General features: G+C 74.3%; 15 protein-coding genes and 1 pseudogene. 10 read left to right on the top strand and 6 right to left on the bottom strand.

The genetic code is table 11. The features are described 5' to 3' along the window. Nucleotides 1-113: 113 nt before the first annotated feature. Entirely contained in the window at nucleotides 114-482 is a 369-nt protein-coding gene (locus ACIGO6_RS08235) for a hypothetical protein (protein WP_399872968.1), read from the top strand. A gap of 116 nt (nucleotides 483-598) precedes the next feature. Further along, complete coding sequence (locus ACIGO6_RS08230; protein ID WP_399872967.1) at nucleotides 599-1684, top strand: GNAT family N-acetyltransferase; 1086 nt, start codon at nucleotides 599-601, stop codon at nucleotides 1682-1684. A 74-nt stretch (nucleotides 1685-1758) separates the two neighbouring features. On the opposite strand, the gene ACIGO6_RS08225 is transcribed toward ACIGO6_RS08230, so the two are convergent. Beyond that, the gene (locus ACIGO6_RS08225; RefSeq protein WP_399872964.1) at nucleotides 1759-3183 is read right to left on the bottom strand and encodes a Gfo/Idh/MocA family protein; all 1425 of its coding nucleotides are present in this window, start codon (nucleotides 3181-3183) and stop codon (nucleotides 1759-1761) included. 279 nt (nucleotides 3184-3462) lie between these two features. Next, nucleotides 3463-3684 carry a hypothetical protein gene (locus ACIGO6_RS08220; RefSeq protein WP_399872961.1) on the bottom strand — a complete coding sequence of 74 codons (222 nt, stop codon included), beginning with the start codon at nucleotides 3682-3684 and terminating at the stop codon, nucleotides 3463-3465. Nucleotides 3685-3890: 206 nt separating this feature from the next. On the opposite strand from ACIGO6_RS08220, the gene ACIGO6_RS08215 reads away from it, so the two are divergent. Next, complete coding sequence (locus ACIGO6_RS08215) at nucleotides 3891-6518, top strand: SpoIIE family protein phosphatase (protein WP_399872960.1); 2628 nt, start codon at nucleotides 3891-3893, stop codon at nucleotides 6516-6518. Nucleotides 6519-6534: 16 nt separating this feature from the next. Here the strand turns inward: ACIGO6_RS08215 and ACIGO6_RS08210 are convergent, their stop codons facing one another. The 3 genes from ACIGO6_RS08210 to ACIGO6_RS08200 form a co-directional block, all read right to left on the bottom strand. Beyond that, a complete protein-coding gene (locus ACIGO6_RS08210) occupies nucleotides 6535-7371 on the bottom strand; it encodes a nucleotidyltransferase domain-containing protein (protein ID WP_399872957.1) in 837 nt (278 codons plus the stop codon). Nucleotides 7372-7502: 131 nt separating this feature from the next. After that, entirely contained in the window at nucleotides 7503-9374 is a 1872-nt protein-coding gene (locus ACIGO6_RS08205) for an alkyl/aryl-sulfatase (protein ID WP_399872954.1), read from the bottom strand. 176 nt (nucleotides 9375-9550) lie between these two features. Further along, complete coding sequence (locus ACIGO6_RS08200; RefSeq protein ID WP_399872952.1) at nucleotides 9551-10936, bottom strand: MFS transporter; 1386 nt, start codon at nucleotides 10934-10936, stop codon at nucleotides 9551-9553. Nucleotides 10937-11187: 251 nt separating this feature from the next. Here ACIGO6_RS08200 and ACIGO6_RS08195 point away from each other — a divergent pair, with 251 nt between their 5' ends. Together ACIGO6_RS08195 and ACIGO6_RS08190 are read left to right on the top strand one after the other, a co-directional pair. After that, on the top strand, nucleotides 11188-12321 hold the full coding sequence (locus ACIGO6_RS08195) for a M23 family metallopeptidase (protein WP_399873611.1): 1134 nt from the start codon (nucleotides 11188-11190) through the stop codon (nucleotides 12319-12321). A 76-nt stretch (nucleotides 12322-12397) separates the two neighbouring features. Further along, entirely contained in the window at nucleotides 12398-13924 is a 1527-nt protein-coding gene (locus ACIGO6_RS08190) for a CHAD domain-containing protein (RefSeq protein WP_399872950.1), read from the top strand. Between the two features lie 86 nt (nucleotides 13925-14010). Here the strand turns inward: ACIGO6_RS08190 and ACIGO6_RS08185 are convergent, their stop codons facing one another. Further along, nucleotides 14011-14352: a hypothetical protein gene (locus ACIGO6_RS08185; RefSeq protein ID WP_399872947.1), complete on the bottom strand. Its 342-nt coding sequence runs from the start codon at nucleotides 14350-14352 to the stop codon at nucleotides 14011-14013. 236 nt (nucleotides 14353-14588) lie between these two features. Between ACIGO6_RS08185 and ACIGO6_RS08180 the strand changes: the two are divergent. From ACIGO6_RS08180 to ACIGO6_RS08160, 5 genes and pseudogenes are all read left to right on the top strand, one after another. Further along, a pseudogene (locus ACIGO6_RS08180) lies at nucleotides 14589-15119 on the top strand (TetR-like C-terminal domain-containing protein). 179 nt (nucleotides 15120-15298) lie between these two features. Continuing rightward, nucleotides 15299-15826 carry a hypothetical protein gene (locus tag ACIGO6_RS08175; protein ID WP_399872944.1) on the top strand — a complete coding sequence of 176 codons (528 nt, stop codon included), beginning with the start codon at nucleotides 15299-15301 and terminating at the stop codon, nucleotides 15824-15826. Between the two features lie 390 nt (nucleotides 15827-16216). Further along, entirely contained in the window at nucleotides 16217-18361 is a 2145-nt protein-coding gene (locus ACIGO6_RS08170) for a hypothetical protein (RefSeq protein ID WP_399872943.1), read from the top strand. 53 nt (nucleotides 18362-18414) lie between these two features. Then, nucleotides 18415-19938, top strand: coding sequence for a GT4 family glycosyltransferase PelF (gene pelF / locus ACIGO6_RS08165; protein WP_399872940.1), 1524 nt, complete (start codon nucleotides 18415-18417; stop codon nucleotides 19936-19938). After that, a complete protein-coding gene (locus ACIGO6_RS08160) occupies nucleotides 19935-21344 on the top strand; it encodes a hypothetical protein (protein WP_399872937.1) in 1410 nt (469 codons plus the stop codon). The genes pelF and ACIGO6_RS08160 overlap by 4 nt, the downstream gene beginning before the upstream one ends. The last annotated feature ends 38 nt before the right edge of the window (nucleotides 21345-21382 follow it).

Here is a 21382-nt window from a genome sequence, read left to right as displayed (position 1 = left end):
CTGGGCGGATAGCGCTCGGCCTACTGGAGGGACGACTGGGCGCATTCGGGGGGTCTCGTCCGGTGTCGGCACGTATGTCACCCCCGGCCGGGACGCAGGTCAGGAGTCCGACAGTGCGGCGTCGATGGGCAGCGGCGGCAGTGGTGCTGACCTGGGCGCTGCTGCACGTCCTCGTGCCGCGGCCGGCGCAGTTCCCGGCGCCCGCGCCGTCCATGGCCGGTCCGGTCACGGCGGCGACCATGGACGGGACGGCCTCGGAGCCGTGCCGGCAGGACGAGGGGCCGTCGGGCCGCGAGGTCTCCGCCCGGTCGCCGAGGACCGCGGGAACGGCCGGTTCCGACGAGGCCGTCACCGACCGCGCCCGCGCGCGGAGCCGCGCCGAGGGGCGCGGCGGGAACCTGCACGCCGAGGGGCCGGCCACCGGGCCGCAGGCGCAGGAGACCGCCCGGGGCACGCCCGCACTGCAGACGTTTCGCTGCTGAGCAGCGGCGGTACCGACCGAGGCCTGCGCCACGCGGCCCGGGTACTGCCCGTGCCGGGACGCGGTGTCAGCAGGCCTTCGTGTGCTCGTGATTCCGACGACGCAGGAGGCAGACACATGACCAGAAAGCGCATTCTCGTGGTCGGGCCGGGAGAGCTCGGCGCGGACGACCACAAGACCTGGCGGGAGATCAGGGCCGGCTCCGGGGCACCGGCGAACCCGTTCATGGACCCGGCGTTCACCGCGGCCGTCGGGCTGGTCCGGCCGCAGGCCAGGGTCGCGGTGCTGCGGGAGGACGGGTTTCCGGTCGGGTACTTCCCGCACGAGCGGGGCCTGGCCGGGCGGGGCCGCGCCATCGGGTTGGGAGTGTCGGACAGTCAGGGCGCCGTGCTGGCCGGGGGAATCCGCGTCGACGCCCGTGTGCTGCTGCGGGCGTGCGGCCTGGCCTCCTGGGAGTTCGACAATCTCGAGGCCGGCCAGGACCTGTTCTTACCGCACGCGGCCGAGGAGCCGGGCTCCCCGGTCGTCGACCTCGGTGCGGGATTCGAGCAGTACGTGGAGGGACTGCGCGTACGCTCGCCGAGCTTCGTCAAGCAGACGCTCGCCAAGGAGCGGCGGCTCGCCCGTCAGGTCGGCGAGGTGCGCTTCGTGTACGACGTACCGGATCCCGGCGCGTTGCGGATGCTCGTGCGGTGGAAGTCCGCCCAGTACCGGCGGACGGGCCGGCGGGACCGGTTCGCGCAGGACTGGATCGCCCGGCTGGTGGAATCGCTCGCCCGGAGCGAGGACCCCGAGTGCCGCGGGGTGCTGTCCGTGCTCTACGCCGGCGACCGGCCCGTGGCGGCGCACTTCGGGCTGCGCTCGCCGACGGTGCTGTCGTGGTGGTTCCCGGCGTACGACCGCGCGTACGGCAAGTACTCCCCCGGGCTTCTGCTGCTGTTGCGGATGCTGGAGGCGGCGGCCGCCGACGGGATCGAGACGGTCGACCTCGGGAGCGGGCCGGCGCGCTACAAGGAGTCGTTCAAGACGCGTGACCTGCGGGTGTACGAGGGTGCCGTGGTCGGCCCGGGGCCGGGCGGCGCCCTGTACCGGCTCGGGCGGGAACCGGTGCGGGCCGCCCGTCGTTTCGTGCGCCACCGGCCGGGACTGGCCCGCACCGCCTCCCGGACGCTGGAAGGCCTGGGCCGGCTGCGCGACCGCTGACGCCGCGTCGGGACGGCGCGCCCCGTCCTCCCGCCACGGCTGCGGGCGTGTGCCGTGGCGGGAGCGGCCCGGGTTCAGCCGACGGGCGGCATGTCGGTGGGGGTCGAGTCGAGGCCGGGCCTGCGCTCACGCCAGGCGCCCCGGGTGAAGTCGGGGATCTCGACGGGGCGTCCGCCCCTGGCGAGCGACGCGGCGCTCAGCGGGACGGAGGCGCACCAGGCCGCCGAGTCGTAGACGTCGATGTCCGGCACCAGCCCGGCGCGCATCAGCTGGACGGTGCGCCACTGCAGGACGTAGTCCATGCCCCCGTGGCCGCCGTTGTTCGCTGCGTCGTCGCCGACCTTCTGCCACAGCCAGTGGTCGTACTCCTTGCGGTAGCTCTCGAAGTCGCGCCAGGTGTGGCCGCTGTGATCGGGTTCGACGTAGATCCGGGCGCCGGTCGGTGCGGGTCCCGCGTAGTCCTCGACGATGCCGCGGCTGCCGGCGAGGGTGTTGATCCGGCTGTACGGGCGGGGCGAGCTCACGTCGTGCTCCGCGCGGATCGTCCGGCCCTTCTCCGTTTCGATCATGCAGGTGATCAGGTCACCGTTGATGTACGTCTCTTTCCAGGAGGGGTGGTCCCTGGGGACGAAGCGTGCGCGGTAGTCGGCCAGGCCCTTCGGCGCGGTGGCGGTGGCGCGCAGGGTGGTCATGCGGTCGCCGCGGTTGACGTCCATGGCCGCCGCGATCGGGGCGAGCCCGTGCATGGGGTAGAAGGACGCGGTGCTGCGGGTGTGCCAGAGCCGCCGCCAGGAGTCGGTGTAGTAGGTGTCGGAGAAGAGGAGCTCGCGCAGGTCGTGGAGGTAACCGCCGTGGCCGTTGGTGATGTCTCCGAACAGGCCGTCGTGCGCCGCCCTGAGCATGGCCAGTTCGTTGCGGCCGTAGTTGCAGTTCTCGGACAGCCACAGGTGCCTGCGGGTGCGCTCGGAGGTGTCGACGAGGTCCCACAGCTGGCGCAGTTCGGTCGCGACGGGCAGTTCCACCAGGGCGTGCTTGCCGCTGAGCAGCGCCGCCCTGCCGTGCTCGTAGTGGAACTCCCACGGGGTGGCGATGTACACCAGGTCGATGTCGTCCCGCCGGAGCATCCGGGCGTAGGAGTCGGCCGAGCCACCGTACTCGGCGGGGCGCGGGTTGCCCTTGCTCTCCAGTCGGTCGGCGGCGCGTTTCGCGCGGTCGGCGCGGATGTCGCAGACGGCGGTCACGGTACAGCCGGGCACGGCGGCCCAGCCCGTGATCATGCCGCCGCCCCGGTTGCCGAGGCCGATGACACCGACACGGACGGTTCTGTGGACGTCGAACGGCACGCCGATCATCGACTTCTGACCGGGCCTGCGGCGGGGTGCCGGTTCGGTGGCGGCCGCCGCGGACGGGGCCGAGGCGGCCATCCCGGCGGCGAGCGCACCGGTGGCGACGGCCGAGCCCAGGAGCAGTCGGCGTGAGACAGCGGGCGTTTCGGACATGACGGCAACACTCCTCGTGGGCGGTCGGCATCACGGTGGGGCACTGTCGGGCGTTGTCGAGCACGGACGAGCGGGCAGAACAGCACGGTGGAGCCCGGGCGGACCGCCGCGGCGTCGCAGCGCCGGTCCGCCGGTCCGCCGGTCCGTCGAACGCTTTCGGGGCATGACTCTGCGGCCTCTGCCGTTACATGTCAATACGTGCTCGATACAAAGCCGTTCCGAGCATTTCCGCGCACCCGGACGGTGAGGGTGCCGGGCCCCTCGCCTGCGGTGCGCAGGTCAGAACAGCCGTTCCTGGGCGGGTGCGCGCCGTGCCCCCCGCCTGCGGCGCGGGGTGCTGCGCGGGGGCGCCGTCTCGCCGAACAGGGGTGCGGTGCCGTACTCGTCCGGCTCGGCGGGCACGGCTGCCGGCCCGGTGCCCACGTTGAGGACCAGCGGCGCCTCCCGGTCGAAGTCGCCGGGTGTCATCGCCACCCACTCACGCTCCTGCCGCTCTGCCACGCACCGACACCTCCCTCGCTCCGCCCCACCGCGACCACGCGACGCTACCAGCACCGCGCCGGCCCCGTGATCACGGCTCCCGCGCGGCCCGCCCACGGCGGCCCGCTCACCGTCCTCACCCGACCGGCGGACGGCGGCCGCCCGAGGTCGCGGCCCGTCGGGACGGCGTGCTGCGCGGCGGCCCGCGCCGGGCACACACTGAGGACATGGGTTCCCTCGATCCGGCGACGGTGTCACGACGTTTCCCCGACGGGCCGGTGAGTGTGGCGTCGGCCCGCAGATTCGTGCGCACCGCGTTGGACGACGTCGCCTCCGACCTGGTGGACACGGCTCAGCTCCTGGTCAGCGAGCTGGTCACCAACGCGGTGCTGCACGCGCGCACCGAGGCCGAGGTGACCGTGTCCCGCCTCGACGGCCGGGTGCGGGTGCGCGTCGCCGACCGGCGGCCGGGCCGCTCACTGGTGCCGCAGAACTGCCCGCCGTACGCCGGCACGGGTCAGGGGCTGGCGCTGGTGGAGCAGTTGGCGTCCCGCTTCGGGGTCGGCGTCGGCGACGAGGGCAAGACGGTGTGGTTCGAACTGTGGCCGGACGGTCCGCCCCCGCCGTCGTCCGGGTGGGAGACCGCGGTGGCGCCGTGCCCCGCCGAACGGACGGTGACGCTCGTCGACGTGCCGAGCGCCCTGGAGTCGACCTGCCGGCAGCACCGGCACGCCGTCCTGCGGGAACTCACCCTGCTGGCGTCCGGGGGTGGTCCCACGGGTGTGCCGCCCGAGGACCTCGCCGCCGCCCACGACGTCAACAACGTGATCAGCGCCTGTGTGACGGCCGCGCCCCGGGAGCCGCTTCCCGATTCCGGCCTGCGCTCCCTGCTCCTCCCGCTACCGGCCGACGCTGCGCCCGGGGTCCGGGCGCTGCGCCGGACCCTGGCGCTGGCCGAGGAGGCGGCGCGTGAGGAGCGGCTGCTCACGCTGCCCGCCCTGCCGCGTTGCCGGGCGTTCCAGGACTGGTTCTTCGACCAGATCGCCGACCAGTTGGACGGGGGCGGGCCCACCGCGTGGACCGTGATGCCCCGCGTTCCGGAGGTCAGTTCCGCCGAACTGGTCCCGTGGGACCCCGGCCAGGTGCGGACCAGCCGAGTCCCGACCATCGCGGCCGACGACGGCAACCGGATCATCGCGGCGAACGCACCGGCGGCGGATCTGCTGGGCTGGGTACCGGACGACCTGGTCGGACGCCGTCTCACCACGCTCATCCCCGAGCATCTGCGCCATCGGCACACGGCGGCGTTCAGCTCCATGCTGCTGACGGGCCGCACCCGCATCGTGGGCCGCTCCGTGCCGCTTCCGGCACGCCACCGTGACGGCGGGTTGGTTCCGGTGCGGCTGTTCATCCAGACGCAGGAGACGGCCGACGGCCGCACCGTCTTCGTCGCCCAGCTCGCGCCGCGGGCGGCCACGCCCCTCGACGGGCCGAGGACGGTCGGCAGCGCCCGCGACGCGGCCCGCTCGGCCGGCGGGGACGTTCCCGCGACGGCCCGGCCGGGCTCAAGCCCGGGAGCGGAGGGCGACGAAGGCACCGCCATGTCGGCACTGGACCGGCTCTCCCTCCTGGCCGAGCTGGGGTCCCGGTTCAGTGACGCCCTGGACCTGGACGAGGGCCTGCAACGTGCCGGGCGGCTGCTGACGCGCCGGCTGGCCGACTGGTGCGTGATGGACCTGTTCACCGAGCACGCCCAGGTGGACCGGGCCTGTGTGGTCCACCGCGACCCACGCGGGCTGCGCCCCGCCGCGTACGAGGGCATGCTCCCGGCCGTCTCCGAGGAGTCGCGCGGCCCGCTCGCCCGGGTGCTGCGCGGCGCGGGTCCGCTGCTGCTCACCGACGCGCCGCCGCCCGGCCAGGCCGACAGCGCGCTGGACCGCGACTACCGCGCACTCTTCCACGGGCTGGGGGCGGGCAGCGCCGTGGTAGCTCCGCTGCGGGCCCGGCGCAAGATCTTCGGTGCCCTGACCCTCGCCCGTGCGCCCGGCCGACGGCCGTTCACCGAGGAGGACCTGCCCCTCGTCGACGACCTGGTGCACAGCCTCGCGCTCGGGGTGGACAACGCCCGTCTGTACCAGGACACCCGCTCCATCGCCGAGCGGCTGCAGCGCTCACTGCTGCCGGTGCTGCCGCGGGTCGAGGGGCTGGAGCTGACCGCCCGCTACGCCGCCTCGTCGACCACCGCGCAGGTCGGCGGGGACTGGTACGACAGTTTCGTCGTCCCCGGCGGGGGCACCGCGCTGGTCATCGGAGACGTCACGGGACACAACCTCGACGCGGCCATCGCCATGAGCCAGTTGCGCAGCATGCTCCGCGGCATCGCGGTGGACCGCGAGGAGCCTCCCGCGGAGGTCCTGCGCCGCCTGGACCTGGCGAACCACAGCCTGCACCAGGAGGCCACCGCCACCTGCGTCTACGGGCTGCTCAAGGAACGCGCGCCCGGTGCCTGGGAGTTCCGGCACTCGTCCGCCGGTCACCTGCCGCCGCTGCTGACCACGGCCGAGGGCGAGACCCGTTACCTGGACGAGGGGGCGGGCCTGCTCCTCGGCATGGACCCGGACATGCCCCGCCGCACGGACCGCCACCCGCTGCCGTCCCGCTCGACGCTCCTGCTGTACACGGACGGACTCGTCGAACGCCGGGACGAACCGCTGGACGAGGCCCTGGACCGGCTGCGACGGCACGCCGCCGACCTGGCCTGCGAGCCCATCGACACGTTCTGCGACGAGCTGATGATCGGTCTGGGGGCGGACAGCGCCGACGACATCGCGCTCCTCGCCGTCCGCCCCTCGTGACCGAGCCCGTCGTGCGTCAGCCCGTACGGTGCCCCGCGAGCAGGTCCGCGATCCGCTCGTGCAGCTTTTCCGGCACCCGGACGGCCCAGCGGTCGGCGGCCTCGGCACTCAGTTCCCGGCTCCACTGCCAGCTGTCGCGCGCCGCCGTGCGCAGCTCCCCCGTCCGGGCCGCGGCCGTGGTGGTGGTGTAGCGGTCGACGTCGGCGGCGGGCAGGTCGTTCTCCAGGGCCCGGCTGGGGGTCAGCCAGTGGGCGGTGGAGCCGCGCAGGAGACGGCACAGCTTGAGCTGCAGCGGCGCGACGACCGCCTGCAACAGGTTGTGGGCGCGGGCGACTTCGCCGCGGGCCAGGACGTGGGCCAGCATCAGCGTCCAGTTGGCCAGTTCGTCGCAGAGCTGCTGGCCGGTGGCGACCGGCTCCGGCGGGCGGAACCCGGCCAGGCGGCGGGCGGCCCGGGTGAGGCGGCCCGTGCGGTCCAGGAGGACCGCGGCCTCGGGACGGGGCAGATGGACCATGCCCTCCCAGGTCGGGACCTCCTCGATGCCGTCGCCGGCCGGCGTGATGTGGAACTCGCCGCGCATCAGGTCGTCGAAGACGACGGCGAGGATGCCGTACATGTTGGTGTACGCCAGCTCGAGCGGGGCGAGTCGTTCGAGGAACGCCCGGGCGTCGAAGTCGTCGAGGTGGTCGTCCTCGACGTACAGGTACGCCTCGATGTCGGAGTGGGCGTCGGCCTCGCCGACCGTCCAGGAGCCGTAGAGGAGGACGCCTTCGAGGCGGGGTTCCGACTCGGCGAGCTCCCGCAGGCGGGCGATGCGGTCGTCCAGGGCGGGTGAGGCGGAGCGAACGGACATGGGTGACTGTCTCCTGAGTGAGCGCGCGGGCGCGGGGGATCGACGCCCGGCATGTGCGGGGCAGATGGCTGCGGACCGTGCGGTCGGTTCAGGAGACGCCCATGGCCGGGAGTCTACGTGATGCCCGTGGATCATGGAGTGACGATCGGGAACCGGGGGTCGGGGCGTTCCATGAGGCCGCCCAGGGTGGTGAGCGCCGTGAGGTCGCCGTCCGGGACGATCCGGCCGGCCGCGACGGCGTCGGGGAACGTGGTCGCCCGGCCGACGACGGCGTCGAGCGTGGTGCGGGCCAGGCGCAGGGTCAGGTGCGGCTGCTCGCCGCGCGGGGCGTCGCCGGGCATCGGGGTGAGCGCGCCGTTGGACAGCAGCAGCGTCCAGACGTCGGCGGCGGTGTCCGGCGTGCCGTCGGTGATCTCCCAGCGCAGCAGGAGGCGTCCGGCCGCGGCGGCCCGCGGGCCGTTGATCCGTACGGCCATGGACTGGAAGATCTGCTCCACCGTCAGCGCGGCGACCATGCCGGACCCGCCGCGGCCCGGGGCGCCGAGGACTCCGCCGCGCAGTTCGGCGGCGCCGGTGAGGTAGAAGTTGCGCCAGGGCCCGCACTCGGAGCCGTGGCCGAGCCGTTCGAAGGTGTCGGCCTGCAGGGCTCGGGCCTCGGTGTGTCCGGGGTCCGCGAACAGGACGTGGTTCAGCACCTCGGCGACCCAGCGCAGGTCTCCGCGGTCGTAGCAGACGCGCGCCTTGGCGACCACCGCGTCGGCGCCGCCCATGAACTCGGTGTAGCGGACGGCGGCTTCGCGGGGCGGATGCTGCCACAGGTGTGCGGGGTTGCCGTCGAACCAGCCCATGTAACGCTGGTAGACGGCCTTGGCGTTGTGGCTGAGGGAGCCGTAGTGGCCGCCGATGTGGGTGCGTTGCTCCAGCGCGGGCGGGAAGCGCAGCTCCTCGGCGATCTCCTCCCCGGTGTGCCCGGCGTTGATGAGGCGTACGCACTGGTCGTGGAGGTAGGCGTAGGCGTCGCGTTGTTCCTCCAGGAAGCGCACGGCGCGGTCCTGGCCCCAGGTCGGCCAGTGGTGGGAGGCGAAGACCACGTCGGTGGTGTCGGCGAACAGGCGGAGGGTCTCGGTGAGGTAGCGGGCCCAGGCGCTGGGGTCGCGGACCAGGGCGCCGCGCAGGGTGAGGACGTTGTGCAGGGTGTGGCAGGCGTTCTCCGCGACGCACAGCAGCCGCAGGTCGGGGAAGTGGATGTTCATCTCCGCCGGGGCCTCGGTGCCCGGGGTGAGCTGGAAGACCATGCGGATGCCGTCGACGGTCTCGCTCTGGCCGGTGGTGCGGACGTCGAGGTTGGGTGCGATGAGGCCGACGCTGCCCAGGGACGTGGTCTGGCCGAGGCCGCAGCCGATCTGTCCCCCGGGCCCCTTGGACAGGGCGGCGCCGTACATGTACACGGAGCGGCGTGCCATGGCGGGGCCGGTGATGACGTTCTCGCCGGCGGCGTGTTCGAGGAAGCCGGCGGGCGCGATGACCGGGAGCCGTCCGGCGGCGGCATCCGCGGGGTCGGCCACGCCGTGGACGCCGCCGAAGTGGTCGACGTGCGAGTGGGTGTAGAGGACCCCGGTGACGGGGCGGTCGCCGCGGTGCTCCCGATAGAGGGCGAGCGCGGCGGCGGCGACCTCGGCGCTGATCAGCGGGTCGATGACCAGGACGCCGCGGTCGCCCTCGACGAAGGTGATGTTGGACAGGTCGAGGCCGCGGACCTGGTGGACGCCCGGCACCACCTCGTACAGGCCCTGCTTGGCGGTGAGGCGGCTCTGCCGCCACAGGGACGGGTGCGCGGTGGGCGGGCAGTCCTCGTCCAGGAACGCGTAGGCGTCGGCGTCCCAGACGGTGCGGCCCTCGGCGTCGCGCACCACGCCGGGCCGGAGGCGGGCGACGAAGCCGCGGTCGGCGTCGGCGAAGTCCTGGTCGTCTTCGGTGGGGTGGGCGGGGGTGGTGCCGGGCATGGGTGGTTCCTCGGGTGGTGGTGTGGGGGGGGTACGGGGCCGGTCGTGACGCCTTACGAGAACATGGACTTGTTGAATGTTTTCAGACAGCCTGTTCGGTAGAACATCGCCTGTCAAGAGTACGTAGACTCCCCTCGACCGGCCCGAGTGACGGCGGCCCCGCCGTCCCCGGCCCCTCAGCCCTCGCCGCCGAGGGCGCGGGCGTCACGCTCCGGACGGATGACGAGCATCGCCACCGCGCCGCACACGGCCATCACGGCGGCGGACAGCAGGAAGGCGATCGAGTAGCCGGTCGCCTCGGAGGCCGCGCCGTCGACCAAGTGGCCGGTGAGGTACGGCACGAACATGCCCGGCAGTGTGCCGGTCGCCGCCACCACTCCGAAGACGGCGCCGCGCCGGGCCGCGGGCACGACGGCCGCCGCGGTCACGTAGTGCAGGGGGATCGCCACCGCGTGAGCGGCGAACGCCACGGCCACCAGCACCAGTTGTGCCGCGCGCTGCTCGGCGAGGGGCAGCAGGGCGAGCGCGGCGCCGGACACCAGGACCGCCGCCCCCTGGGCGAGCCCGTCGGCGGCACGGCCGGCCCGGCCGCGCCGCTTGCGCCGGTCGACCAGCGCCGGGACGGTCAGCAACAGGAGCAGGCTGAGCACCGAGACCGCACTGAGGGCCACCGACGCGGTCGACGCGGTCAGGTCGAGCTGGGTCTGCAGGTAGACCGGCAGCCAGGCACTGGAGATCGCCAGCGCCCAGTGGGACCCGAAGGCGCTGAGGACGCTGCCCACGACGGTCCCGCTGCGCAGCAGGCGGGACAGCGGCGGCGTCGACGCCTCGACCCCGGACCGGGCGCCGTCCCGTTCTCCGCTTCTGGAGGCATCGGGGGCCGGGGTGTGGGCGGGGGCGGCGGCGTGGGCGGGGGCCGCCTCGTCCGCGGCACCGCTGTGGGGACCGTCCTTGCCGACGACGTACCAGACCAGGCACCACGCGGCACTGGTGAGCGCCAGCGCGATGAAGGCCGAACGCCAGCCCAGGTTCACGATGAACCAGGTCAGCACCGGGGCCGCGACGGCGGTGCCCAGGGCCGCGCCGCCGATCTGCAGGGCGGACGGCATGCCGCGCCGTCCCGGCGGGAACCAGCCGTAGAGGGTGTGCATGGACATGGATGCCGCGGGTCCCTCCGCGGCGCCCAGCAGCAACCGCCCCGCGACGAGGGCGGGGACGGTCGCCACCAGGGCCGGCAGCTGGGCCACCGCCCACAGGGCCGCCATCACCAGGAGCATGGTGCGCGTCGACCACCGGGCCGAGAGCAGCCCGACGACCAGTCCGGAGACGCTGAACAGCACGTAGAACGAGCTGGAGATCAACCCGTAGGTGCTCTTGTCGATGGCGAGTTCGTCCATGAGCGGCACCGCGGCGAGGCCCAGCACGGACTTGTCCGCGTAATTGATCATCATGAAGACGACGACCATCACGAGGATCAGCCAGGCGCGGCGCCGGTCGTACGCGGGCGGGTCCAGGGGCCGCGGGACCGAGGAACGTCGGGACGGAAGGGGGCGAACGACCACAGCGGCTCCAGGGGTACCGAACAAGTTAATGGACGAGTTGTCCATTAGCCTTCGTCTAGTTCGGCAAGGTAGTTCGCGTCTCCGGCTGGGTCAACGGTCCGGACGGGACCTTCGTACCGGCGGGGGTGGGCCGTCCGGTTCCGCCGGCTCTGCCCGTTCGGGCACCGCCTTGTGCCTCGTCGCCTCCTGACGCCCGCGGGAACGGGTCGTTGACTTCGATCCGTGAGCAACACATCCCGGCGGGCGGCCGGGTGAACGACGACCGAACGGCCGTGGCGGACGCGGCCGACGCGACGGACGGCGAAGGGCCGGAAGAACACCCCCGGCGGGAGGAGCCCGCGCCGAAGCGCCGGCGCCGCGGTCCCGGGCCCTTCACGCTGCTGCTGCTCCCGGGTCTGGTGACCGTCACGGGCGTCGCCACGTTCCTGGCGCTGACGGGCGGCCTGCCGACACCGTGGCCCGAAGAAGCGGAGACGGAGCAGGCGGCGGCGGTCGACGTCGACCCCTCCTACGTGCCCTGGCTGCGCAAGGCGGCCTCGGCGTGCACGGTCCTCGAGCCTTCCGTGCTCGCCGCCCAGATCGACCAGCTCTCCGGGTGGAGCGACGCCACGGACGACCTCTCGGGCCAGAAGGGCATCGCCGCCTTCACCGACAGCGAGTGGCGGACCTGGGGCAAGGACGACGACGGCAACGGACACTCCTCGCCCCGCGATCCGGCGGACGCGATCATGGCTCTCGGCCGACAGGACTGCGCCCTGGCCGAGCAGGTGACCGAACTGCGCACCGCGGGCAGGATCAACGGGGACCTCGTCGACCTGACCCTCGCCGCGTACGCGGAGGGAGCGGACGCGGTGGCGAGGGCGGGGCGCGTCCCGCCGACGGCCAAGACCTACCTGGCCGAGGTGGAGGCGCTGGTCCCGCGGTACGAGGCGCTCGACCGGGACGACTCCGCCGGCGGCACCGGCGGGGCCGCCGGAGCGCTCCTGAACGCCCCGGTCAGCCCGCTCACGGTCACCTCGCCGTACGGGTCGCGGGAACACCCGCTGACCGGCGTCACCAAGCTGCACACCGGCGTGGACTTCGCCGCGCCGCAGGGAACGGCGGTCGCCGCCGCACGGCCGGGCCGCGTCGTGTTCGCCGCGTCGACCCGCGCGTACGGCAACCGCGTGGTGATCGACCACGGGACCATCGAGGGCAAGCGGCTGGAGACGACCTACAGTCACCTCTCGTCCCTGGACACCGCCGTGGGCCGGACGGTGGAGGCGGGCACGATGATCGGCCGGGTGGGCTCCACGGGCCTGTCCACCGGCCCCCACCTGCACTTCGAAGTCGTCCTCGACGGCTACTACACCGATCCGGGGCCCTGGCTGACGCCCGCGGGTTAGGGCGGGCCGGGCGTTTCCCGCCCATCGGTCGCCGTTCTGCGCGTTTGATCCGCCGGATACCGTTCAGGGTCACCACATGACCGAGTCGAAGCGCGAGACAGAACGAAAGTACGAGCCGTCCTCCGCCGGCGTCGCCGGGCTGCCCGACCTCACCGGCGCCGGGCCGGTGGCCTCGGTCACCGCGGCCGGGCCCGAGGAGCTGGACGCGGTGTACCACGACACCCCGGACCTGCGGCTCGCCCGCTCCTCGGCGACGTTGCGCCGCCGCACGGGTGGGGCGGACGCCGGCTGGCACCTGAAGCTGCCGCTGACCGGGGACACGCGGGAGGAAGTGCGGGCACCGCTGTCGGACGAGGTGCCGGACGCCCTGCGCGAACTGCTGCTGTCCCGTACCCGGGGTGCCGGGCTGCGTCCGGTGATGCGCGTGCGGTCGACCCGTGCCGTGCGGCACCTGCGGGACGCGGACGGCGCGCTACTGGCCGAGGTGAGCCTCGACGAGGTGCGCGCCGACTCGCTGCTGCCCGGAGGCGGCCGCGCCGAGTGGCGCGAGGTGGAGGTCGAACTCGCCGACGGGGTGGGGGGCGGGCTGCTCGACACCTTGGAGAAGAAGCTGCGCAAGAAGGGGATCGTCCCGGCGGACAGCCCCTCGAAGTTCGTCCGGGCCCTGCGGGAGACCGGGGCGGCGGCCGAGGTCACGCGGACCCGCGCGACGGCTCCCGGTTCTCCCGGCTCGTACGTCCTGGCGTACCTGGAGGAGCAGGTCGCCGCACTGGTGGCCCTGGACCCGGCCGCCCGGCGCGAACTGCCCGACGGGGTGCACCGGATGCGCGTCACCTGTCGCCGCCTGCGCAGTTGCCTGCGCTCCTACCGGTCGGTGCTCGACCGCCGGGTCACCGATCCGGTGCGCGCGGAACTGAAGTGGCTGGCCGGTGAGCTGGGGGTGGAGCGGGACCAGGAGGTGTTGCGCGAGCGCCTGAGCGCGGGGCTCGCCGGGCTGCCCGGCGACCTGGTGCTCGGCCCGGCCGCCGCGCGGCTGCGGGTGTGGGAGGTGTCGCGGGACCAGGAGAGCCGGACGCACACCCGCGAGGCCCTGACCTCGGACCGCTATCTGCGGCTCCTGGACGCGCTGGACGGCCTGCTCGGGGAGCCGCCGCTGCGCGGCAGGGCCGCCGGGAAGCCGGCCCGGACGATGGGCCGGGCGGTCCTCAAGGAGTACGACCGGCTGGCCGGTCGCATGGAGCAGGCGCTCGCACTTCCGCCGGGGCCGGCCCGGGACGTGGCGCTCCACCAGGCCCGCAAGGCCGCGAAGAAGGTGCGCTACGCCGCCGAGGTCGCGCGGCCCGTCCTCGGCAAACCCGTCAAGCGCCTCGGCAAGCGCGCCAAGGCGGTCCAGCAACTGCTCGGCGACCACCAGGACGCCGTCGTCGCCCAGGAGGCGCTGCGGGAACTGGCGGTGGCCGCGCACGCGGCGGGAGAGACCGCGTTCACCTGGGGAGTGCTGCACGGCCAGGAACGGGCGCGGGCCGGCGCGCGTGAGGCGGAGCTGCCGTCCGTGTGGCGGGCGGCGTCGGACCCGGCGCTGCGGGCCGGTCTGGCGCACTGACCGGCGGCGTGACACCGGGCGGCCGGGCGCAGGGGCGCCCGGAGCCCGGGCGCCGTCGCCCGGGGTCGCCCGGATCCCTTCCGCGCTCAGGCCGCCCGCGCGCGGACTCGGGCGAGGCGTGGTGCGGGTGCGGCCGGGGCCCGCACGACGGTGACGCGGTACATGGTCCGGGCCGGGTCGGTCAGCGGGTCGCCCAGGGCGATCCGGCCGGCGGCGTACAGCCGGTCGCACTCGTCGGTGGGCAGCGCCGCGTAGCAGCCGCCCCGGCCGGTGGTCGAGTCCAGTGGCCGCCAGTAGCTGTATCTGCGCCCTCCGCCCTCGCGCACGGTCACGAAGACGGGGGTGCGCGCGTCGGCGACGATGCGCAGGACGTCGGTCTCGGCGGGACTGCGCGGGCCGCACGGGCGGGGCCCGCGGCGACCGGTCACCCGTGGGTCTGCGGTCTGCGCGTGAACGGCGGTGAGCGGCATCGGCTGTGGCCTTTCCGGGACAGGGGACTCGAGACCGCCTACCCGTTCCGGCCGGTGTTGATCTCGCTTGACCGCATTCTTGTGCACGGCACTGACAATCGGTCCCCGCACCGCCGCGCGGGGACCGGTCGGCCGGTTCAGTCCCTCGGTGCGCCCGCCTTCCGGAGCGGGCGGGGGTTGCGGGCGAAGCCGTCCTGGCGTCCGTAGGGGCGGTACGGGCAGGGGACCGTCCTGGCGCTCGCCGCGTCGAGTCGGGCCGCGACCTGCGGCACGGTCCGGCCGGACTCGACCTCGCGGACGTGGCCCGTCGCGCGGAGGTCGGGAGGACGACGGTCTGCCGCCGTTGGAGAACTCCGGTGGCCCTCGTCGCCGATCTGCTCGCCGACATGGCGACCTGCGACAGGCGGGCGGCGGTCCCTGCACCGGTTCCACGAGACCCGGGCCCGCGCGTGGGCGCCCTGCGCCCGGCAGGCCGTCGAGCGCGGCGAACGGCCCGAGGGCACCGACCCTCGCGAGGTGATCCGCGCCGTCTCGGCACCCCTGCGGTACCCCGCCTGCCGACCACCGACGAGCCGCTCGACAAGGCGGCGGCGGACCGTGCCGCCGATGCCGCCGCGGCCGCCGCACGGGCGGGGGCCTTCGTCGCCCCGGCGGACCGACGGGCCGCCGGGGCGTGCTGCGGGCACCCGGAATGCGCCATTGCCACCATGACGCCCGGCGGGTGACCCGGCGCGCGGCGGCACGGACCGCGCCCCCGCCCTGTCGTGCGCGAACACCCACCGCAGTGGCGCGTCACGACGCCGTCACAACTCCTTCACCACACGCGCACTTCCGGCCGAGCCCCGTTCCGCTCGCTCCGGACGGTGCAGACGGTGCGGCCGAGGCGTGCCTAGTCTCCCGGGCCATGCGATCCACACGAACGAGACGCCTCGGCCTCGCCACGATCATCGCCTTCGCTCTCGCCCTGTTCGGCCTGGCGCCCACCGCGAGCGCCGCCGACCCCGCCCCGGCCGAGCTGACGTTCACCACCGACGCGGCGACCACCCGGCCGGGCGGCACGGTGAACCTGTCGATGACCATCAAGAACAACAAGACGTACGACATCTGGTTCGTCTACCAGACGATCGATCCGACCTGGCTGACCACCCAGCGGCCCGACCTCAAGTACGCCTTCACCGGCTGCAGTCTGGCGTCGGACGCCGGCGCCGTCCCGTGCTCCGGCACCGGACCGGCCAACCTCGGCGCCAACTACGGCGCCACCGTCCCGCCCGGCCAGAGCCGCACCGTCACCCTGACCCTCCAGGTCGCCGCCGACTCCGGCTGCAACGGGAACATCGGCTTCTACTCGTACTTCTACGTCGAGTTCAGCGACAGCACGAGCGTCAACGGCGGCCCGGCGTACACGCCCGAGACCCGCGTGCTGTGCGCCTGACCGCGACGGCACGACTGACCTGATCTCGCTCCGGCCCCGGTCGGCGCCCTGGTCGAGACCACTGACACCCACGCGGCCCCGGAAGCGACGCTTCCGGGGCCGCCGCTCTCCGACTCCGAGCAGCACACGGGCCTGACGACCCCGTCCGCCACCCTCGGGCCGGCGTCGGCCGACCGCGTACGGTGGCGTCGGTTCCGGCTGAATGGACACATACGCTTTTCCGTCAAGTTCCGCAGCAGGCACACAAAAGCTCCACACGAGCACCACTATGTGACGCGACGGAAACGTCGACGACCGGCGTCTCAGGGGGGCGACGGCGTGGTCACGGGGTGGGGTGGGCTCCAGCAGGAGTCCGCGTCCGCCCCTGCCCGGGGGAGGGAATCTCACCGCATGAAGCGGACCATACGCACCACGGCGCTCGCAGTGGGCGCGCTGATCGCGTCGCTCGGTCTACCGGCCGGGCCGGTCCACGCCGACGCCCCGGCCCCGCGCATCGATCTGCGGGTGCTGGTCGTGAGCGACGGCGGGCCGGCCACCGACGCCATCGCCGCCGAACTGGAGACGGCGGGAACGCCGTTCACGGAGGTGGACCTGCGGGACGCCGGCCGGCCCGTGATCGACGCCGGGTTCCTCGCGGACACGGTGGACGGACGGCCGCGCGCCAGGTTCCAGGCCGTCGTGCTGCCCAACGACAACCCCTTCCCGTCCGGCTCCGCCGAGATGGCGGCGCTCGCCGACTACGAGCGCGCCTACGCGGTCCCGCAGGTCGACGCCTACACCTACGCCCGCCCCGAGGTCGGGCTCCAGCCCGCCGTCGGCACCGGGTACGCCGGCAGCCTCGACGGCGTCCGCGCCGAGGTGACGCAGGCGGGGCTGTCCGGCCCCTTCGGCTACCTGGACGGCGCGGTGCCGTTCGAGGACAACTCCCCCACCGTGGGCGAGTCCTACGCCTACCTCTCGACGCCGGCGCCCGGCGCCGACTTCGTGCCCTACGTCCAGGCCGCGATCCCCGGACGGCCGACCAAGGGCTCCCTGGTGGGCGAGTACCGCCACGACGGACGGCGCGAACTGGTCGTCACCTTCGTCTACAACCAGCACCAGCAGCAGTTCCGGCTGCTGGCCCGGGGCATCGTGGAGTGGATGACCGGGGGCGTCCACCTCGGCGCCGACCGCAACTACTTCGCCGTGCACGTGGACGACGTCTTCGCGGCCGACGACCGCTGGGACACCGAGCTGAACTGCACGCCGGGAGACGTGGACTGCCCGCCGGGCGAGGGCACGCCCAACCCGATCCGCATGGTCCCGGCCGACGTCGACCACGCCGTCGCCTGGCAGGAGAGCCGGAACTTCACCCTCGACCTGGCCTACAACGGCTCCGGGAGCGTCGACCACCGCCAGGACAACGGCGGCGCGGACCCCCTCGCCGACGAGTTCGTCGCCGACCGGAGCCGGTTCCGCTGGATCAACCACACCTACACGCACGCCTTCCTGGGCTGCCGGCAGGACGTCACCGTCGTCCCGTGGAAGTGCGCGACCGACCCCGACGGCAGCACCCAGTGGGTGAGCCGGAACGAGATCGCCGACGAGATCGCCACCAACCGCGTCTGGGGCGAGAGCGCCGGACTGCCGCTGGTGAACGAGGAGTTGGTGACCGGCGAGCACTCCGGCCTGAAGGTCGCCCCGCAGCAGCCCGAGGACAACCCCAACCTCGGTCCCGCCCTCACGGACACCGGGATCACCTGGCTCGCCTCGGACAACTCCCGCGACCCCGTCCAGCGGCGCGTCGGCAGCGCCACGACGGTCTCCCGCTACCCGATGAACGTCTTCTACAACGCGGGGCGCGCGGCCGAGCAGGTCGACGAGTACAACTGGATCTACACCAGCCGTGCCCAGGGCGGCAGCGGCATCTGCGAGGACAATCCCGCCACGTCCACCTGCCTGGCCGCCCCGCTGGACCCGGCCACCGGCTACGCCGGGCACATCGTGCCGCTGGAGACCAGGATCGCCCTCGGACACGTCCTGTCCAACGATCCCAAGCCGCACTTCATCCACCAGTCGAACCTCGCCGAGGACCGCATCGCCTACCCCGTCCTGGACGGCGTACTGGAGGGCTACGACGGCCTGTTCGCCGACAGCACCCCCGTGGTGAACCTCCGCATGGCGGACATCGGCGTCGAGATGCAGCGCCGCGCCGCCTGGCGGAACGCGGTCGACGCCGGGCAGGTCACCGCCTACCGCGTCGGCGACGCCGTCACCGTGCAGGCACCCGACGGGGTGGCCGTGACGGCGACGATGCCCGAGGGCACCCTGCGGGGCGGCACGGGCTTCGGCGACGCCTACGCCGGCGCGCTCTCCGGCTGGACGCCCACGTCCGGCGGGACGCTCGCCCTCACCCTGCCGGCCACGGCCGCCGTTCCCGGTGACGGGACGACCCCGCCGGCCGACTCCGGCCCCGGTCCCCTCACCCCCACCGCGCCCCGCACCAGGGTGCCGGCCGGCGTGACCGAACCGGTCCCGTACGGCGCCCAGCGCTGAGCACGGCGCGCCACCGAAGGACCGCACACCCACCTCGGCCGTGGAGCACAGCCATGCACGTTCCCCACGGCGCGCGACGCTCCGGCGCGTCGCGCGTCACCCTGCTCACCGAAGGCACCTATCCGCACAGTCACGGCGGCGTCAGCGTCTGGTGCGACCAGCTCGTCACGGGCATGCCCGACCTGGACTTCGACGTCATAGCCGTCACCGGCACCGGTCGCGAACCGGTGGTCTGGGACGTCCCCGCGCACGTCGGCCGGGTCGTCTCCGTCCCCATGTGGGGGCCCGCCCCCGAAGGGCGCGCTCCCCGGCGGCGCCGGGCCGACCGGCTCGCCACCGACTACGAGCGGTTCGTGACCGCGCTGCTCGACCCGCGCGCCGAGGACGGGTTCGGCCCCGCGCTGTACCGGCTGGCGCGGGCCGCCGCGGACGGCGCGCTCAGCCCGTTCCTCCGGGGCGACCGGGCGATCGCCGTCCTCGCCGCCGTGTGGAACCGGCCGGGGCTGCCCGTGCGGGAGGCCCGGCCCACCCTGCACGACGCGGTGACCGCGACCACGCTGCTGGAGCACGCCCTGCGCCCGCTCGCCGCGCCCTACCCGGAAGAGGGGGTGGCGCACGCGGTCAGCGGCGGTGTCGCGGTCCTGCCGGGCCTGGCCGCACTGGACCGGCACGGAGTGCCGCTGCTGCTGACGGAGCACGGCGTCTACCTGCGCGAGCGCTACCTCGGCTACCGCACCGCCCCCTACCGCTGGCCGGTGAAGGCACTGCTGCTGGGCTTCTTCCGGCTGCTGGCGGAGGAGAGCTACCGCGGGGCCGCCCTGATCACCCCGGGCAACCGCTACAACCGGCTGTGGGAGGAACAGGGCGGCGCCGCGCCCCGGTCCATACGCACGGTCTACAACGGCGTGGACCCTGCCGCGTTCCCGCCCGCCGGCCCCGAGCCCGCGCAGCCGGTGCTCAGCTGGGCCGGACGGGTCGATCCGATCAAGGACCTGGAGACCCTGATCCGCGCCTTCGCCCTGGTGCGGGCCGAACTGCCCGCCGCCAGGCTGCGGTTGTTCGGCGGGACACCGCGCGGCGGCGAGGCGTACCGGGAACGGTGCGAGGCGCTGGCGGCACAGCTCGGCCACGGTGAGGCGGTGACCTTCGAGGGCCGGGTGGAGGACATCAAGGACGCGTACGCCGCCGGCAACGTGGTGATGCTGTCCAGCATCAGCGAGGGCTTCCCGTTCACGCTGATCGAGGCCATGTCGTGCGGAAGGGCGACCGTCTCCACGGACGTGGGCGGCGTCCGGGAGGCGGTCGGCGACACCGGGCTCGTGGTGCCGCCGCGCGACCCGGCCGCCATGGCCGCGGCGGCACTCGAGCTGCTGCGGGACGCCGGACGGCGCCGGGCGATGGGCGAGGCGGCCCGGCTGCGGGTGATCGAGCAGTTCACCCTCCGCCAGACCATCGACACCTTCCGGTCCATCTACCTGGAACTGTCGGCGTTCGGCGGCGCGGCCGCGACCACGTCCGTCACCGACGACGCCTTCGCGGCGGCGGACGACGCACCGGTGGGGAGTGCGACCGGATGAGCGGACCCATGGCCCTCGAACCGGGCGGCGCGGAGCAGGACACGCTGGCGCTGCGGCTCGTCGACGAGCGCGCCGCCGCCCGCCGCGCGTCCGACCAGCACACCCTCGCCCTGGTCCGGCCCGGCCACGACGCCCGGCGCGACGCGGTCGACCGGCTGGCCGCCGAACTGGCCGACCGCGTCGCGCCCGCCGTGCACCCCTACGAGGTCGCCGCGCTGCTGGAGTCCGAGGGGCTGACCGGCGAGGTGATCGAGGAGCGGTACGGGCACCGCGACCTGTTCTCGCTCGCCACGGCGCTGTACGAGCGGGTGCCGCGCAGCTTCCCGGACCCCCCGCGCCCGGCCGATCCCTGGCGGCCCGACCACGTGCGGTGCGCGCTGCGGGGGGCGTTGTTCGCGCTGCCGGGCCTGGCCTACGCGCTCGCCGGGCGCCTGCTGCCCGGGGACGGGACGGTGCGGGCCCTGGTGGTGGCCGGGCTGCTGTCCTGGGCGTGGAACCAGGCCCTGGGGCACCGGGCGTACCTGCGACTGGCGACCGGGCGGCGGGAGGCGGGCCGCACCCTGATGAAGGGGGCTCCCGCGGGTGCCGCCGCGGCGACGGCGGCCGGGGCGTCCCTCGCCGGGTCCGGTGCGGCGGCGCTCGCCGTGACGGTCCAGTCGGGGTACCTCGCGGCGGCCGGAGTACTGCTGGTGCTGGGCCGGGAACGGCTGCTGCTGGCCGCGCTCGTGCCGGTGGCCGCCGGTGCCGTGGCGTTGCCGTGGTGGGAGCCCGGCGACGTCCTGCGGGCGGGGCTGCCGGTGCTGTCGCTGCTCGGCGCGGTGGCCGCGGCCGGGTGGGTGCTGCGCGGGGCCCTCGCGGGCGCGCCGGCCCCGGGCGGCGTCCGCCCGCACCCCCTGCGCTCGTTGCCGTACGGCCTGTTCGGGCTGGCCGCCGGGTCGCTGGTGTTCCTGGCGGGCCGTCACCATCCGTGGGCGGTGGTCGCGCTGACGCTGAGCATGGGCCCGGCGGAGTGGCTGCTGTACCGGTACCGGGGTCTGTCGGTGGCGGCGCTGCGGAGCACCGCGACCCCGGCCGGGTTCCGGGCGCGGTCCGCCGCCGTCCTCGCCGGCTGTCTGCTGGCGTATCTCGGTCCACTGCTGCCGGCCGCGCTGCTGGTGGACGCCGATCCCGTCACGCTGCTCCTGCTCGCGGCGGTGCTGTGGACCTCGCTGCTGCTCCAGGCGTTCGGCGTGGCCTGGCTGCCGGCCGTCCTGTGTCTCGCGGCGGCCGCCGGCGCCGGCGCGGTGGCCCTGACCGGGTCCCCGCCGGGTCCGGCGACGGTCCTGGCCCTGTGCTGCGGCGGCGCGGCGCTCTGTCTGACGGCGTGCGTGCTGCGGCTGCTGGGCCGGCCGGCGGCCCATGCCTGAGGCCGCGGCGGAACCGCCGTACCGCCACCGGACCCGCG

This window comes from Streptomyces sp. NPDC053750 (assembly GCF_044544295.1).
GTDB lineage: Bacteria > Actinomycetota > Actinomycetes > Streptomycetales > Streptomycetaceae > Streptomyces.
This window is presented reverse-complemented; position numbering and strand designations above follow the sequence as displayed.

What these genes read in the sequence shown, in the direction of transcription:
- pelF (WP_399872940.1), top strand. Translation starts at nt 18,415, where the DNA reads ATGCACGTTCCCCACGGCGCGCGACGCTCCGGCGCGTCGCGCGTCACC.
- ACIGO6_RS08215 (WP_399872960.1), top strand. Translation starts at nt 3,891, where the DNA reads ATGGGTTCCCTCGATCCGGCGACGGTGTCACGACGTTTCCCCGACGGG.
- ACIGO6_RS08170 (WP_399872943.1), top strand. Translation starts at nt 16,217, where the DNA reads ATGAAGCGGACCATACGCACCACGGCGCTCGCAGTGGGCGCGCTGATC.
- ACIGO6_RS08210 (WP_399872957.1), bottom strand. Translation starts at nt 7,371, where the DNA reads ATGTCCGTTCGCTCCGCCTCACCCGCCCTGGACGACCGCATCGCCCGC.
- ACIGO6_RS08230 (WP_399872967.1), top strand. Translation starts at nt 599, where the DNA reads ATGACCAGAAAGCGCATTCTCGTGGTCGGGCCGGGAGAGCTCGGCGCG.
- ACIGO6_RS08225 (WP_399872964.1), bottom strand. Translation starts at nt 3,183, where the DNA reads ATGTCCGAAACGCCCGCTGTCTCACGCCGACTGCTCCTGGGCTCGGCC.
- ACIGO6_RS08190 (WP_399872950.1), top strand. Translation starts at nt 12,398, where the DNA reads ATGACCGAGTCGAAGCGCGAGACAGAACGAAAGTACGAGCCGTCCTCC.
- ACIGO6_RS08175 (WP_399872944.1), top strand. Translation starts at nt 15,299, where the DNA reads ATGCGATCCACACGAACGAGACGCCTCGGCCTCGCCACGATCATCGCC.
- ACIGO6_RS08205 (WP_399872954.1), bottom strand. Translation starts at nt 9,374, where the DNA reads ATGCCCGGCACCACCCCCGCCCACCCCACCGAAGACGACCAGGACTTC.
- ACIGO6_RS08160 (WP_399872937.1), top strand. Translation starts at nt 19,935, where the DNA reads ATGAGCGGACCCATGGCCCTCGAACCGGGCGGCGCGGAGCAGGACACG.